A 15,204-nucleotide genomic window follows, 5' to 3' on the forward strand; every position below is an offset into this window, starting at 1 on the left:
TCGAGTCTATGGACCGACCGGATCAGGGTTACTCGGCCTCTGTGGCGGGAGTCCAGGCGTAGTAGGTGCCGTCGTTCTCCGCCACTGCCCACTCGCCGCAGACGGCGACGCGGTCGATCGCGTAGACATCGAGGCCCGACGTGATCTCCATGGTGGGGGCCGAGAGTCGCTCGACCTCGGCGCAGTCCGCCGCGAGGCCCGTGTCGCTCGAGAACACGATCGATTCGGCTTCGGCGCGGGTCGAGACGACGCGCGTGAGCTCGCGTGCATCGGCGGGCAGCCACGCGGGAGCCTCGCCGCGCGCCTGCGCCAGCTCCTTCGCGGTTTCATAGGTGCTCTCGACGCTCCCGTAGGCGACGGTTTCGATGGCAGCGCAGCCCGACAGCGTCAGCAGGATGGCGGCCATGCCGAGGGCGGCGGCGCCGGGCGGGAGGTCGCGGGGAAGGCGGGTCTTCGTCATGTCATCGACGCTACGAACCACCGCCGCCTCCGTCGTCGCCCCGACGGATGAGCGACATCAGCCTCGCGGATGACGTCTACTTCCACTCGCCTTCCCAGGTGTAGAGGTCGTCGGTGACGGCATACTCGCGAAGCTCGGCGATTCTGCCGTCGCGCTGGGTCGCGATCGTCGCCCCCAGAAATGAGTGGTCCGCGCCGTCCTGGTGGTATTCGAACCGCCACTCGGCCACGAGCTGGTCTCCGTTCTGGAACTCGTTCGAGATCGTCCAGTCGAGAACGCGCGAGCCTTGTTCGTTCCACTTCTCGCACCACTCCCGCACGCGTTCTCGGCCGTAGTACACCGGCCCGAAGCTCTCGGTGATCACGACATCCTCCGTGACGGTCTCGACGATCCGCTCCGTGTCGTTCGTCTTCCAGGCTGCGATGTAGTCGGTGAGAGCGCTCATCCGACCATTCAACAACCGGGGTTCACGCCGGCGCATCCGACGGTGTTTGCGCCGACAGCGAAGGCGACTCGTCCGCGCGAGGCGATGGCTGTTGACTGGCGGGCATGAGACGGATCCTCGTGCTGGGCGGAACCGGATGGCTGGGTCGCGAGATCGCGCGACGGGCGCGCGACAGCGGAGCGGAGGTGGTGTGCCTGGCGCGTGGCGAGTCGGGGTCAGCGCCGGACGGTGCGCGACTCGTGCGCGCGGACCGATCGCGCGCCGGGGCTTACGACGGTCTCGGGGGTGAGTGGGATGAGGTGGTCGAACTCGCCTCTGAGCCGCAGCTCGTCGAGTCGGCTCTCGACGCGCTCGCGACCCACGCGGCGCACTGGACTCTCGTCTCGACCGTGTCGGTCTATGCGGACAACAGCACGCCCGGCGCCGACGAGACGGCGCAGCTGGTCGAACCGCAGAACCTCGCCGAGTATCCCGACGCGAAGGTGGTCGCCGAGCGCGCCTCCGCGGCCAAGCTTGGAGACCGCCTGCTCATCGCCCGGCCCGGCCTGATCGCGGGTGCGGGTGATCCGAGCGACCGCCTTGGCTACTGGCCGGCTCGGCTGCACCGCGGCGGCAGCGTGCTGGCTCCGACGATGAGTCAGCGATTCGTGCAATTCATCGATGTCGAAGACCTCGCCGACTGGATCGTCCGCGCGGGAGAGGCTGGCCTCACCGGAGAATTCAACGCCGTCGGTGAGGCTCACACCATGGATGACTTCTTTCGTGCCGCGCGGTGGGTCGCCGGGTTCGACGGTGAACTCATCGCGGTCGACGACGACGAGCTCCTCGATCTCGACGTGCACTACTGGGCCGGCCCCCGGTCTCTTCCGTTGTGGCTGCCGCTCGAGGCCGCGGGCTTCGCTCAGCGAGACGGAAGCGCCTTCGCCGCGGCGGGAGGCCGATCGCGACCCCTCGCAGACACCCTGACCCGCGTGCTGACGGACGAGATCTCACGGGGAATCGACCGTCCTCGGCGCTCCGGACTGACGTCGCGCGAGGAGCAGGTCGTCCTGGCTGCCGTTCGTCGGTTGTCCGAGGAGTGAGCCCGGGGTGAAGTATCGAGGTGGGTAGCCTGCGCTGAGAGGCAGATTCATGTCAGTGCCTCGACGGCGAGCGGCCGGCCGGTGAGGCGGCCAGTGAGGACGATCATGACGAGTGCCTGGGTAGACCGATGGGTCACGGGGTGGTGCATTTCGCGGCAGATGCAACGATGCCGCGACGGCGACAGCTGGCTCGTCGAGGTCGGGGCAGACGACCGTTCCCAGGAACGCATCGTGTCGACGGCGTCGCTGACAGAAGTCGACCGCCTGGTCGCAGCGACGAGCGCACCCGATGTGTGGCTGACTCTCGTCGGTGAACTCGACGCGTCGATGCGTGACGCTGTCGCTGTTCTCGATCCCGCGAACACGAGCGAGTGCATGATGAGCGCGTATATCCAACCGGGCATCGTGCCGACCGAGGTCGCGATCGAGCAGGACGGTGCGGTTGCGTACGCCCGAATTCACGTGGACGGGGAGCTCGCAGCCCGCGGGCAGGTCGCTGTGGATGCCGGCGACGCCGTGTTCGATCGCATCAGGACGACCTCGGCATTCCAACGCCGAGGTCTCGGGAGACTGGTCATGACCGGCCTCACAGCCTGGGCTGCCGAGCGTCAAGCAACGACGGGAATCCTCGTGGCGAGCGCCAGTGGACGCAAGCTCTACGAGAGCCTCGGATGGTCTCAGGTCGCTCCCATCGCGATGTTCCGCGGGCGGGGTGACGAGCGAGGCTGATTCCCTGGGGCCCGTGTCGCCGTGATCAGCGCTTCGCCGGACACACCCTGGCCGTCAGCGCGAAACCTCACTCGCGTTCGCGGTCGGATATCTCGCCTCTACGCATGAGGTCGCGATCCAACCATCTGGACCCCAGATAGGCGAAGAAGGCGATGACGAGTAGGCCGACGAGCGTGGTCGACCACCACGGCACGAATGGCTCGATGACCGTGGCCACGAGGAAATATGCGGCCAGGATGCCGATCACTGTGAGCGCGCGCGGGACGGTACCGAACAGTGCGCGCCACGCTTGGATGCTGAGCGTTCTTCTCATGAGGTCCACTGACAACAGCCGTCATTGACGTCCATCGCACGAGCCACGCAGGGCTCGAAAGCACGCGACGCGTGGGTCAGAGCCGTCGCCGCCGCGGGGTGAGCCGCACGTGCGGCAGCGGTGGGGCCGGGATGCGCTCGTCGCCGTGGCCGACGACGTGACCGAACCGATCGGATGCCGCCTCCCACTCCTCGCGGGCGACCTCGATCTCGTCGTGGCTGCGTCCGACGAAGTTCCACCACATGACGATCTCGTCGCCGAACGGCTCACCTCCCAGGAGGAACACCGTCGCCTCCTCGTCGCCGGCGGTCAGGCGGATGCCGTCACGGCCGTCACCGAGGTACAGCAGGGCGCCGGGCGCGACAGCATCCGGTGCCGCGGCATCCTCGCCGTCGACCCGAACCGAGCCGAACACCGGCACGACGGCGTACTCCCACGCGGTCTCGAGGGGCAGCTCGACGACCGTCCCGGCGGGCAGCCGCAGCTCGGCTCCGACGATGGGCGTGTGCATCGTCGCGGGAGAGACGGCCCCGGCGAGCTCGCCGACGACGACGGTCGCCACAGCCCCGCCGCCGAGGTCGAGCTCGGGCAGGTCGGCGTGCCGTTCGAACTCGGGCGCCCCATGGCGGCGTTCCTCGGGGAGGGCCACCCACAGCTGCAGGGCATCGAGCGGGATCGGCTCGTCGCCGACGGAGTACTCGGAGTGGGCGATACCGGCGCCGCTGGTCATGATGTTCAGCGCACCGCGCTCGATGACGACGTCGCTTCCGAGCGTGTCGCGGTGATGCACCTCGCCGGCGAGCGGCCACGTGACGGTCTGCAGCCCGATGTGCGGATGCGGCTCGACACGCATCCGCGTGCGCTGCGGGCCGAAACGGTCGAGGAAGCACCAGGCGCCGACGAGCGGCAGATCGCGCTGCGGCAGGAAGCGATGCACCGACATCGCGCGCACGCCGCCGAGCGGCACCTCGCGTGCCTCGAGCAGCGCCCGTCGTGGACCGGGGGAGCCTGTCCCCGGGTCTTCGTCGACGGGCGCCGTCTCGGCGTCGAAGCGGGTCACGCCGACGGTTCCGCCGGGGCAGCGGCGCCCGCGGCATCCTCGTCGCGCCAGTCGACCTGCAGACCGGCGACCTCGTTCTCGCGCAGGAACTTCACGATGAACGGGCATTCGGGAACGACGGTCTCGCCGCGCCGCGCGACATCGGCGAGGGCATCACGTGCCAGCGTCTTGCCGAGGCCGCGTCCGCCGAACTCCTTCTCGACCACGGTGTGGTCGAACACCAGTCGGCCCTCGTCGTCGCGGCGGAACGCGGCGTATCCCGCCGCCGCGCCGCCGACCGTCAGGTCGTATCGGTCGTTTGCATCGTCACGGGTGACGGTGATGGTCTCGTCGGTCATGGGGTCTCCTCATCGGTCCCCTCCACGGTAGAGCCGCACGAGACCATTACGACCAAATTCCGGCAACGGTTCGGAGCGTCCGCCTAAGCTGGGAAAACGCAATGAAGCGCCTTCCCCCAGGAGAACCGATGCCTCGATCCTCGTCCGACATCGTCACCGACCCGAAACTGCCGCCGGTCGCCGTCTCCGACGACCAGCTCCGCGCCGCCGCGCGGTGGACGCCGCTGAAGGTCGTGATCTGGATCGCGATCGCCCTGCTCGGCGGCCTCGCCTGGGTCATGCTCGCCGTCGTCCGCGGCGAGACGGTCAACGCCATCTGGTTCGTCTTCGCCGCCGTCTGCACCTACCTCATCGGCTACCGCTTCTATTCGAAGGTCATCGAGCGCTACCTGCTGCGCCCCGACGACCGGCGCGCGACCCCGGCCGAGGTCAAGCAAGACGGCAAGGACTACGTGCCGACCGACCGCCGCGTGCTCTACGGCCACCACTTCGCCGCCATCGCCGGCGCCGGTCCGCTCGTCGGCCCGGTGCTCGCGGCGCAGATGGGGTTCCTCCCCGGCACGATCTGGATCATCGTCGGCGTCGTCGTCGCGGGCGCCGTGCAGGACTACACCGTGCTCTTCTTCTCGATGCGACGCGGCGGCCGGACGATCGGCCAGATGGCACGCCAGGAGCTCGGCCGCATCGGCGGAACCGCCGCGATCGTGGCATCCCTGCTCATCATGCTGATCATCGTCGCGATCCTCGCTCTCGTCGTCGTGAACGCGCTCGGCGAGAGCCCGTGGGGAGTCTTCTCGGTATCGATGACGATCCCGATCGCCCTCTTCATGGGCGTCTACCTGCGCTACCTGCGGCCCGGCAAGGTCACCGAGGTGTCGATCATCGGATTCGTGCTGCTGATGGGCGCGATCATCGCCGGCGGCTGGGTCGCCGACACCGCGTGGGGCCAAGAGATCTTCCACCTCGACCGCACCGTCATCGCGTGGGGCATCATCATCTACGGCTTCATCGCCGCGGTGCTGCCCGTCTGGCTGCTGCTCGCCCCGCGCGATTACCTGTCGACGTTCATGAAGATCGGCGTCATCGTGATGCTCGCCGGTGCGATCGTGCTCGTCCGCCCCGAGATCTCGGTGCCGGCGGTGACGATCTTCGGCGAGAACGGCCTCGGCCCCGTGTTCGCAGGGCCCCTCTTCCCGTTCCTCTTCGTCACGATCGCCTGCGGTGCGCTGTCGGGATTCCACGCGCTGATCGCTTCGGGGACGACGCCGAAGCTCGTCGAGAAGGAGCGCCAGACGCGCTTCATCGGATACGGCGGCATGCTCATGGAGTCGTTCGTCGCGATCATGGCCCTCGTCGCCGCGATCTCGATCGACCAGGGCATCTACTTCGCTATGAATGCTCCGTCGGCGGCGACCGGCGGCACCGTCGAGGGCGCGGTCGCCTTCGTCAACTCGCTCGGCCTCGCCGGGGTCGAGATCACCCCCGATCTGCTGATCTCGACCGCAGCCGACGTCGGGGAGGAGTCGATCGTCTCGCGCACCGGCGGCGCGCCGACCCTCGCGCTCGGGCTCGCGCACATCATGCAGCAGGCGCTCGGCGGACAGGCGATGATGTCGTTCTGGTACCACTTCGCGATCATGTTCGAGGCCCTGTTCATCCTCACCGCCGTGGATGCCGGAACCCGCGTCGCCCGCTTCATGCTGCAGGACTCCATCGGCGCCTGGATCCCGAAGTTCCGTGACGTGTCGTGGCGTCCGGGCGTGTGGATCACGACGGCGATCATGGTCGCCGGCTGGGGCGCCATCCTCATCCTCGGCGTCACCGACCCGCTCGGCGGCATCAACACCTTCTTCCCGCTGTTCGGCATCGCGAACCAGCTGCTGGCCGCGATCGCGCTCGCCGTCGTGCTGGCGATCGTCGCCAAGCGCGGACGGTCGTACGTGAAGTGGATTTGGATCATCGCGGTGCCGCTGGCCTTCACCGCCGTCGTGACGATCACCGCGTCGGCGTACAAGATCTTCTCGCCGGTGCCCGCCATCGGCTACTGGGCGAACCACTTCCGCTACCGTGACGCCCTCGCGTCGGGCGACGAGAGTCTGGGGCCCGTCGCGACGGTCGAGGCGGTCATCCGCAACACCGGGGTGCAGGGCACGCTGTCGATCATCTTCGTCGTCCTCGCGATCATCGTCATCGTCTCGGCCGTCGTGGTGGCCGTGCGCGCGATCGTGCGGGGCGGGGGCGAGGAGACCGAAGACCCCGCGGCGCCGTCCCGCCGCTTCGCGCCGGCCGGCTTCATCCCCACCGGCCCCGAGCGCGAGCTCGAGAAGGAGTGGGAGCCGCTGCTCGCCGAAGAGCGGGCCGAGACCGCCCGCCGGGGGCATTGACCGATGGCGCTCGCGCACAACTCCTCAGAATCGGCGCCTCTCGGCCTGGCAACCGCGGTTTCCGCGCCGCAGCGCACCGGATCGAAGGAGTTGTGTGCGCGCGCCGGTCGGGCTGTTCGCCGGGCCGCCCGCGCCGTGCACTGGTACGTCACCTCGCTCATGGGAGACAACGCCTACGCGACGTACCTCGCGCACCAGCGCCGGACGCACCCCGGCACCCCGCCCCTCACCGAGCGGCAGTTCTGGCGCGAGCGCATGGACGACCAGGACCGCAACCCGGGTGCGCGCTGCTGCTGACCGAGTGACGATGGAGGAGTGACCCGAACCCCCTCCTCCTCGCGCGCCGGCCGTTCCGCGCTCGCCGCCGCCCTGGCCGGGGTGCTCGCGTTCGCCGCCGGGTGCGCTCCCGAGCCCGGCCCGGCTACCCCGACGACGTCTGCCCCGAGCCCGACCGGGTCGACCGCCGCGACCGAGCCCCCCGCCACCCCGTCCGACCCCGCCGCGGCGCTCGGGCTCGCGGGTTGCGTCGGCCAGGTGCTCATGGTCGGCACCCCGGTCGACACGGTCTCGCCCGATGCCGCTGCGGCGATCCGCGACCGCGGCGTGGGTGGGTTGTTCCTCCACGGCCGTTCGAGCTCGGGGGTCGATGCCACGGCGGCGCTCGTCGCGCAGTTCCGCGACCTCGCCCCCGAGGGCGACCCGAGGCTCTGGGGCGCCACCGACCAGGAGGGTGGCGAGGTGCAGGTGCTGAGCGGGCCCGGGTTCGACGAGATGCCCTACGCCATCCGGCAGGCCGACCTCGGTCCCGACGCGCTCCGCACCGCTGCGGCCACGTGGGGTGGGCAGCTGGCTGCGGCGGGCATCGACGTCAACCTCGCCCCGGTGGCAGACATCGTCACGAGCTCCGAGACCCGCCTCGACAACCCGCCCATCGGCGCCCTCGGCCGGCAGTACGGGTACGACGAGCAGACCGTCGCCGCGGGTGCCGGGGCGTTCGCCGACGGGATGCGCGGCGCCGGTGTGCTGCCGACGTTCAAGCACTTCCCGGGGCTCGGCCGGGTCGACGCGAACACCGACTACACCGCCGAGGTGCTCGACACCGTGGTCTCGGCGGACTCGCCCGACGTCGACGTCTACCGCGAGCTGACGGAATCCGGTCCGTCGCTCGTCATGGTCGGCACCGCGCGGTATCAGAACATCGATCCCGACACCCCGGCTGCGTTCTCTTCGGCGGTGCTCGACCTGCTGCGCGATCGCGTCGGCTTCGACGGCGTCGTCATCACCGACGACCTCTCGGCCGCGGCCGCCGCGGAGATCGTCGCCCCGGGCGACCGGGCCGTCGAGGCGCTGTCGGCGGGGGTGGACATCGTGCTGGCGTCCGCCGACCCGACGGTGCTTCCCGCGATGTACGACGCGGTCCTCGCGCGGGCGCAGTCCGACCCGGGGTTCGCCGAGCGCGTCGACGAGTCGTGCGGCCGGGTGCTCGCCGCGAAGGATGCCGGCACGGCCGGCTGATGCTGCGGGTGGGGCAGCGCGCACTGCCCCACCCGCCTCGGCTCAGTCCCCGGTGAGACGCGCGTGCGACCAGGTGCTCGTCGCCGAGCCGTCGGTCGCCGTCAGCTGGAACGAGGCGTCGTCGAGGTCGAAGCCGAGCGTGACCGACGCGCCGGCGGCATCCCACCGCAGCTCACCGCGAGCGCCCCGCAGATCGTGCGAGAACGTGCCGGTGAAGGCGGGGTGGGTGGCGCGCAGCCGGAGCGCGTCGAGCTGCAGTCCGACGACCGGTCGCGCCAGCGCGGCGTCGATCTCGTCGGGCGTGTAGTGGTGCCGGTTGACGTCGCGGCCGACGCCGGTGGACCGCAGCAGCTCCATGTCGTTCTCGCCGGCGAGCAGTCCGACGTAGTAGACCTGCGGGATGCCCGGCGTCATGATCTGCAGCAGCCGGGCCAGCGCGTATCGCCGGTCGTCGCGGCCGAGCGCGTCGTAGAACGTGCAGTTGACCTGGTAGAGGTCGAGGTTGGATGCCGCGGCCCCGGTCGCCTGGCGGCTGGTGCCGCCGCTGGCGTCGTGGATCGCCTCGACGAGGGCGTCGATCTGCTCGGGTTCGAGCAGTCCCGGTTCGCCGGGCGCGAGGTCGCTCACGCCGACGTCGATGATCCCGATGCCGTCGTGGGTGTCGAGGACCGTGATGGAGTTGGCGGGGCGGATCTCGAGCCAGCGCGCGAGGGGCCGCGTGTCGAGCGCGTGCAGTGCGTGCAGCACGAGGGGCGGGAGCGCGAAGTCGTAGACGTAGTCGACGGTCTGAGCGATCGCGATCTGCTGAGTGTGATGCCCGTGGATCTCGAGCAGCACCTGGGCGCCCCGATCATGCGCGAGCTCGAGGATGCGCTGCGTGTAGCGCTCGGTCGCCTCCGTCATGAAGCAGCTGGTGCCGGCTTCCTTGCCCGTGTACCCGACGGCGTCGAGCCGGAGCATCGTCGTGCCGCCCGCGACGAGAGCGTCGATGACCGCGGTCAGGTACTCCCATGCGGCGTCGGTGCGCAGGTCGATGTCGATCTGCTCGGACGTGAACGTGGTCCACACCAGCCGCAGCCGGTCGCCGAGGACCATGGCGGTGAAGGGGAGGCCCGGGCGCGGGCGGTAGATGCGGGTGAGGTCGGCCTCGGTGACGCCGTCGGGGAACACGGAGTCGAGCGTGAGGAACATCGGTGCGAAGGGCGAGGCGTCGCCGCGGCGGCGGACGTCGGCGAAGGCAGCGGAGTCGGCGGAGACATGGTTGACGATGAGGTCGCTCATGACCGTGTGGGTCTCGCTCAGCAGGCGGACGTCGTCCCACGTTCCCAGCCGCGGGTCGATCGAGGCGTGGTCGACCGGGTCGAAGCCGGCATCCGCGCCGTCGAACGGGGTGAAGTAGGGCAGCAGATGGACGCCGCCGAAGACGCCCGACAGGCGTGTGGCGAGCAGCTCGCGGATGGCGGTGACGGTGCCGCCGAGGCGGTCGACGTAGGTGATGAGCTGGGGGGAATCGGGGTTCATGGTTCGTGGGGTTCTTCCGAGCGGGGTCAGATGCGGTGGAGGAGGCGGCGCAGCCACTCTTCGCGGGCGCGTCGCGCATCGCGGGCGAGTACGGTCCACGGCGCGAGGAAGTCGAAGGCATGCGCCCCGCCGGGCCAGACGTGCAGTTCGGCGTCGCCGCCGTCGGCCCACATCCGGCGGGCGAAGGCGACGCATTCGTCGCGGAACGTCTCGGCGGAGCCGACGTCGATGAAGGTCGGGGGCAGCCCCGCGAGCGAGCCGGCCACGGCGGGCGACGCGTACGGCGGCACCTCGCCCTCGACGCCGGAGAGGTACGCGGCCCAGGCGGTCGCGTTCGCGTCGCGATCCCACGAGCCGTGGCCGGCCATCTGCCGCGCCGACTCCGAGTCGGAGCGATGGTCGAGCATCGGGCAGAGCAGCACGAGCCCCGCTATGCGCGGGCCTCCGCGATCGCGAGCGAACAGGGCCGTGGCCGCGGCGAGACCGCCCCCGGCGCTGACCCCCGCGACGATGATGCGGTCGCCGTCCAGCGCGTCGGGCGCCTCGGGCCCGGCCAACCAGCGCAGGGCCGCCGCGGCGTCTTCGAGAGCCGCGGGATACGGGTGCTCGGGCGCGAGCCGGTACTCCACCGAGACGACGGCGCACCCGGTGCGCTCGGCGAGCGCCGCCGTGGCCGGCATGTCCGAGTCGGCGGTGCCCGCGATCAGCCCGCCTCCGTGCAGGTGCAGGATGACGGGGACCGGTCGCCGGACGACGACGGGCGTGTAGACCACGACGCCGACCGCCGGGTCGTCGTCATTCCATCCGGGCACGAGCAGCTCCTCGCGCTCGAACGCGCCGTGGGCGGTGAGCTCGACCAACGGTGCCGCGACCCCGGACTGGCGCACGCGCGGGATCTCGTCGCTGCTCATCGATACGACCACGAGGTCGTCGAACTCGACGAGAGCGCGGGCGACGGCGTCGTCGAAGGGAGGTCGTGCGACATCCGTCATCCCTTCACCGCCCCCTGCAGCAGTGCCGCCACGAACTGACGCTGGAAGATCAGGAACACCAGGAGCGTCGGCAGCAGGATCAGGATCGATCCGGCGCACAGCAACGGGATGTCGGTGCCCCACTGCCCCTGGAACGCGCCGAGCGCGCCGGCCATCGTCCGTTTGGTGGGGTCGTCGACGAGGACGATCGCCAGCAGGAACTGGTTCCAGGTCCACAGGAACAGCAGGATCGCGAGCGATGAGATCGCGGGGCCCGACAGCGGCACGTGGATGCGCCAGAACAACTGCCACGTCGTCGCGCCGTCGATGCGCGCGGCCTCGGTCAGCTCGTGCGGCATGTTGACGAAGTGCGCCCGCATCCACATCACCGCGAACGGCATGAACAGACCGATCAGCGGCAGGACGATCGCCAGCTGGGTGTTGAGGAGGCCGTAGCCCTTCATCTGGTAGTAGATCGGCACGATGATGCCCTCGAAGGGCAGCGTCAGGCCGAGGACGAACAGCACGAAGATCGCACGGGCGAACGGCACGCGCAGGTGGCCCAGCGCGAAGCCGGCGAGCGTCGCGATGACGAGCGAGATCGGCACGACGCCGAGCTCGATGAGAGCGCTCGAGCCGAGCATCTTGAGCATGTCGGCCGACTGGAACGCGAGGGCGAAGTTGTCCCAGTGCGGGGTCTCGGGCCATGACAGGCCCTTCGGGTACGTGCCGGGCTCGTGGAGCGCGGTGACGAAGAGCGTGATGAACGGGATGATCGTGAACGCCATCACCACGATCAGGACGATGCGGCCCGTCCAGGCCTCGACGGCGGAGGTTCTCATGCGTCTTTCTCGTTTCCGCGCGTGATGCGGTTCAGGGGCAGGACGATCACCAGGACGAGCACCGTCAGCACGACGGCGAGCGCGGAGGCCTGGCCGACCTCGCGCTGGAAGAACGCGAGGTAGTAGATCTCGAGACCGGGCACCGTGGTCGAGCCGCCGGGCCCGCCCTGCGTGGAGATGTAGATGATGTCGAAGCTGCGGAGCGCGTTGATCACGGTGATGAGGATCGCGACGCCGAGCTCCTGGCGCACCGCGGGCAGTGTCACCGTGAAGAACTCGCGGATCGGTCCCGCGCCGTCGATGCGGACGGCCTCGTACAGGGCCGGATCGATCTTGGTCATGCCCGAGAGCATGAGCAGCATGCACAGGCCGAGGGAGACCCAGGCCCCGATGACGCCCACGGCGGGAAGGGCGGTGTCGAAGTCGCCGAGCCAGGCGCGGGTGACGCCGCCGAGGCCCACCAGGCGCAGCGCCTGGTTGACCAGACCGTCGGCGGCGAGCAGCCACGTCCACATGATGCCCGCCGCGACCAGGGGAATCACCTGCGGGAGGAACAGCACGGTGCGCGAGACACCGGCCAGACGGCTGCCGCCGAGCTTGCGGATCAGGGCCGCCGAGACCAGCCCGAGGATCACCGGCACGATCGAGAAGTACAGGATGAGCTTCAGAGCGTTGAGGATCGGGACCAGCAGCGTCGAGTCGGTGAAGATCCGGATGTAGTTGTCGAAGCCCGCCCACGTGGCGGTGGTGATGCCGTCCCAGTCGTAGAACGAGTACTGGACGGTCGAGCTGAGCGGGATGAGCACGAACATCGCATACGCGATGAGCGCGGGGGCGATCAGGGCGAGACCGATCGACCTCTCGCGCAGGCGCCGCGGGGAGACGCGGCGCCTGCGCGGCCGAGAGGCCGATGAGTCCCGGGATGCCCGGCGGTCGCCGAGCTGTCCGGTGACGGTCATCGGAGCGGCCTACTCCTTCTTCTGGCTGAGGTAGTCGGACTGCACCTTGGTCAGCAGGCCGTCGGCGGTCTGCTTGCCGGCGAACAGCTCCTGGAGGTTCGGGGTCAGCGTCTTGGCGTAGATCGACCCGGTCGCGTTGGCGATGAAGTCCATCGAGCCGTTGTTGGCCGAGAGCTCGGCGCCCGCCGCGAGGGTCTCGGCCGTCACGCTGCCCTCCGCGATCTCGGGCATGAAGGCGTCGGCCGGGCCCATGGGGTGCGAACCGCCGGATTCGACGGCGATGGTGCGCGCCGTCTCGTCGGTGGCGACCCAGTTGAAGAAGAACGCCGCGCAGTCGGGCTCGTCCGCGTAGGCCGAGACGCCGTACGTCGTCGGCGCCGACATCGCGCCGACCTGGCCGCCGGTCTCGACCGGGGGCATGAGGAAGAAGCCGACGTTGTCGGGCATCTGCGCGTCGAGGTTGCCCGACTCCCAGTCGCCGTTGAAGATGAAGACGCTCTCGCCGCCGATGAAGCGGCTCATCATCTGCGAGTAGTCCATCGAGTTGATGTCGGGGGCGAAGAAGCCGGCATCGATCCAGCCCTTCAGGTGCTCCGCCGCCTCGAGGTTCTCAGGGGTGTCGATCGTGGCGTCGTCCTTGAGGAAGATCCAGTCGTTGATCTTGCTGGGCTCGCCGTACGAGGCCATGAGGGCCTGCAGTGGGAAGGCGAGGCCTCCGGTTGCGCCGCCATTGAACTGCGCGACGGGCGTGAGCCCGGCATCCTTCGCGGCCTGCAGGTAGCCGTCGAGCTCGGCGAGAGTCGCGGGCGGCTCGGTCATGCCCGCCTGCGCGGCCAGGGTCTTGTTGTAGAACACCCCGGTGACGGAGTAGTTGATGCCCATGCCGTAGAGCGGGCCGTCGCCGCGCTGTCCGTTCTCGTCGACCCGCAGCTGCTCGAGCTGCGACGACGGCCACTGGTCCCAGCCGTAGGCCTCGGCGTAGGGATCGAGGTCGTAGAGGAGGTCGCTGTCGACCAGATCGACGATCGTGGGGAGGCGCATGATGTCGGGCGGCGAGTCGACCAGCACGCGGGGTGCGTTCTGGGTGATGACGGCGAACTGGTCTTCGCGCAGGTTCACCGTGACGTTCGGGAACTGCTTCTCGAACTCGGTGGCCAGGTCGCTGAAGACCGGGAAGCCCGTCTCGACGTAGGCGTCGAGGGTGACGTCATCCGTTCCGCACGTCGTCTGGATCGGACCGCCGGATGCTGCGCCTTCGCCGGCGGGCGCGGCGCTGGGCGGAGCGCAGGCCGAAAGGGTGACCGCGACGGCGAAGCCGGTCGCCGCGGTGGTGAGAACACGTCGTCGCATTCGTGTCGACATCATCGTCTACCTTCTGTGGGTGGTGGAGGGGCAGGTGCTGCTAACACGAAATAGCACCTGGGCTAAAACGTACTAGCCGATGGCGCTTCTCCGCAATCGCGGCATACTGAAGCTGCACCGGAGCGAAAGGGGGAGAGATGAACCGCAAACGCGTGACGCTGGCACAGGTCGCCGCGGAGGCCGGGGTAGCGGCCTCGACCGCATCCCTCGTCCTCGCCGGTCGCGGCAGCGAGGTGCGCCTGTCGCAGGCCCTGCAGGACCGGGTGCGCGCCGCCGCCGAGCGGCTCGGCTATCGTCCCAACGCCGTCTCGGTCGGACTGCGCACGGGCAGCACGCGCACCCTCGCGTTCATCTCCGACTCGGTCGCCTCGTCGCGACTGGCCGGCGAGATGATCAAGGGCGCCATCGACGCCGCCCGGGCCCGGGGCTTCCTCGTCTTCGTCGGCGAGACCGGCGGCGACGTCCAGCTCGAACGGCAGCTGCTCAACGCCATGTTCGACCGGCAGGTCGACGGCCTCGTCCTGGCCTCGATGATCACGCACCGCCGGGCGCTGCCACCCGAGGCGACCCGCAGCCCCGCCGTGCTGCTGAACCTCGAGGTCGACGGGGCGACGGATGTTCCCCGGGTGCTTCCCGACGAGTACGCCGCCGGGCGCCAGGCCGTCGGGCACCTGCTCGAGCGCGGCCACCGCGACATCCACCTCATCGGCGCCGGCCCCACGGAAGACGACGTGCCGCCGTTCTCGCTCGGTGCGCAGCAGCGGCTGCACGGCATCCTCGATGCCCTGCGGGATGCCGGACTCGAGCCGGCCTCGGGAAGCCCTGTGGTCCAGTGGCTGCCGCCCGAGGGGTTCCGCCTGACGTCGCAGCTGCTCGACGGGGGAGTCGTGCCGCAGGCACTGATCTGCTTCAACGACCGTCTGGCGATGGGTGCGTACCAGGCGCTCGGTGAGCGGGGACTCGCGGTGCCCGACGACGTGTCGGTCGTGTCGTTCGATGACGTCTCGTTCGCCCAGTGGCTGCGGCCAGGACTCACGACCTTCGCCCTGCCGCACCGGGCGATGGGCAAAAAGGCCGTCGAGCTGCTCATCGACCGGGTCGAGGCATCGAAGGGTGGCACGGGTGGGGGCGAGGCGCCGGTGGCCCCGGCGCTGCTGCCCATGCCGCTGCGTGTCCGCGCGTCGGTGCGGCAGCTCGACGAGGCCGCCGTTCCGCAGGCGTAG

At 69.8% G+C, this 15,204-nt stretch carries 16 protein-coding genes; 6 read left to right on the forward strand and 10 right to left on the reverse strand.

The features are described from left to right. Positions 1-28: 28 nt before the first annotated feature. Complete coding sequence (locus tag QUC20_RS01095) at positions 29-460, reverse strand: hypothetical protein (protein ID WP_289330670.1); 432 nt, start codon at positions 458-460, stop codon at positions 29-31. A 76-nt stretch (positions 461-536) separates the two neighbouring features. Next, positions 537-905: a nuclear transport factor 2 family protein gene (locus QUC20_RS01100; RefSeq protein ID WP_183045322.1), complete on the reverse strand. Its 369-nt coding sequence runs from the start codon at positions 903-905 to the stop codon at positions 537-539. A 104-nt stretch (positions 906-1,009) separates the two neighbouring features. Between QUC20_RS01100 and QUC20_RS01105 the strand changes: the two genes are divergently transcribed. Both QUC20_RS01105 and QUC20_RS01110 read left to right on the forward strand, forming a co-directional pair. Continuing rightward, positions 1,010-1,987: an NAD-dependent epimerase/dehydratase family protein gene (locus QUC20_RS01105; RefSeq protein ID WP_289330671.1), complete on the forward strand. Its 978-nt coding sequence runs from the start codon at positions 1,010-1,012 to the stop codon at positions 1,985-1,987. A gap of 105 nt (positions 1,988-2,092) precedes the next feature. Beyond that, positions 2,093-2,716 (forward strand): GNAT family N-acetyltransferase, encoded by a 624-nt coding sequence (locus QUC20_RS01110; RefSeq protein WP_289330672.1) that lies wholly within the window; start codon positions 2,093-2,095, stop codon positions 2,714-2,716. 67 nt (positions 2,717-2,783) lie between these two features. On the opposite strand, the gene QUC20_RS01115 is transcribed toward QUC20_RS01110, so the two are convergent. The 3 genes from QUC20_RS01115 to QUC20_RS01125 all read right to left on the reverse strand — a co-directional run bounded on the left by QUC20_RS01115 (position 2,784) and on the right by QUC20_RS01125 (position 4,427). Continuing rightward, a complete protein-coding gene (locus tag QUC20_RS01115) occupies positions 2,784-3,029 on the reverse strand; it encodes a hypothetical protein (RefSeq protein WP_147374374.1) in 246 nt (81 codons plus the stop codon). 76 nt (positions 3,030-3,105) lie between these two features. Further along, positions 3,106-4,089 carry a pirin family protein gene (locus QUC20_RS01120; RefSeq protein ID WP_289330673.1) on the reverse strand — a complete coding sequence of 328 codons (984 nt, stop codon included), beginning with the start codon at positions 4,087-4,089 and terminating at the stop codon, positions 3,106-3,108. Further along, on the reverse strand, positions 4,086-4,427 hold the full coding sequence (locus QUC20_RS01125) for a GNAT family N-acetyltransferase (protein WP_120263748.1): 342 nt from the start codon (positions 4,425-4,427) through the stop codon (positions 4,086-4,088). Before QUC20_RS01125 ends, QUC20_RS01120 begins: the two co-directional genes overlap by 4 nt. Before the next feature lie 128 nt (positions 4,428-4,555). Between QUC20_RS01125 and QUC20_RS01130 the strand changes: the two genes are divergently transcribed. The 3 genes from QUC20_RS01130 to QUC20_RS01140 all read left to right on the forward strand — a co-directional run bounded on the left by QUC20_RS01130 (position 4,556) and on the right by QUC20_RS01140 (position 8,326). Further along, entirely contained in the window at positions 4,556-6,811 is a 2,256-nt protein-coding gene (locus QUC20_RS01130; RefSeq protein ID WP_120263747.1) for a carbon starvation CstA family protein, read from the forward strand. Between the two features lie 135 nt (positions 6,812-6,946). Next, on the forward strand, positions 6,947-7,108 hold the full coding sequence (locus QUC20_RS01135; protein WP_353105713.1) for a YbdD/YjiX family protein: 162 nt from the start codon (positions 6,947-6,949) through the stop codon (positions 7,106-7,108). 18 nt (positions 7,109-7,126) lie between these two features. Next, a complete protein-coding gene (locus tag QUC20_RS01140) occupies positions 7,127-8,326 on the forward strand; it encodes a glycoside hydrolase family 3 N-terminal domain-containing protein (RefSeq protein ID WP_289330674.1) in 1,200 nt (399 codons plus the stop codon). 42 nt (positions 8,327-8,368) lie between these two features. Here the strand turns inward: QUC20_RS01140 and gtfA are convergent, their stop codons facing one another. From gtfA to QUC20_RS01165, 5 genes are read right to left on the reverse strand one after another with little or no spacing between them, the layout of a single operon-like run. Beyond that, a complete protein-coding gene (gene gtfA, locus QUC20_RS01145; protein WP_289330675.1) occupies positions 8,369-9,847 on the reverse strand; it encodes a sucrose phosphorylase in 1,479 nt (492 codons plus the stop codon). A gap of 26 nt (positions 9,848-9,873) precedes the next feature. After that, on the reverse strand, positions 9,874-10,839 hold the full coding sequence (locus QUC20_RS01150) for an alpha/beta hydrolase fold domain-containing protein (protein WP_289330676.1): 966 nt from the start codon (positions 10,837-10,839) through the stop codon (positions 9,874-9,876). After that, positions 10,836-11,660, reverse strand: coding sequence for a carbohydrate ABC transporter permease (locus tag QUC20_RS01155; RefSeq protein ID WP_064955134.1), 825 nt, complete (start codon positions 11,658-11,660; stop codon positions 10,836-10,838). The genes QUC20_RS01150 and QUC20_RS01155 overlap by 4 nt, the downstream gene beginning before the upstream one ends. Further along, entirely contained in the window at positions 11,657-12,619 is a 963-nt protein-coding gene (locus QUC20_RS01160) for a carbohydrate ABC transporter permease (protein ID WP_289330677.1), read from the reverse strand. The genes QUC20_RS01155 and QUC20_RS01160 overlap by 4 nt, the downstream gene beginning before the upstream one ends. Positions 12,620-12,628: 9 nt before the next feature. Next, positions 12,629-13,984, reverse strand: coding sequence for an ABC transporter substrate-binding protein (locus QUC20_RS01165; RefSeq protein WP_289330678.1), 1,356 nt, complete (start codon positions 13,982-13,984; stop codon positions 12,629-12,631). A gap of 134 nt (positions 13,985-14,118) precedes the next feature. Between QUC20_RS01165 and QUC20_RS01170 the strand changes: the two genes are divergently transcribed. Beyond that, positions 14,119-15,204 carry a LacI family DNA-binding transcriptional regulator gene (locus QUC20_RS01170; RefSeq protein ID WP_289330679.1) on the forward strand — a complete coding sequence of 362 codons (1,086 nt, stop codon included), beginning with the start codon at positions 14,119-14,121 and terminating at the stop codon, positions 15,202-15,204.

Source organism: Microbacterium arborescens, from assembly GCF_030369635.1.
Taxonomy (GTDB): Bacteria; Actinomycetota; Actinomycetes; order Actinomycetales; family Microbacteriaceae; genus Microbacterium.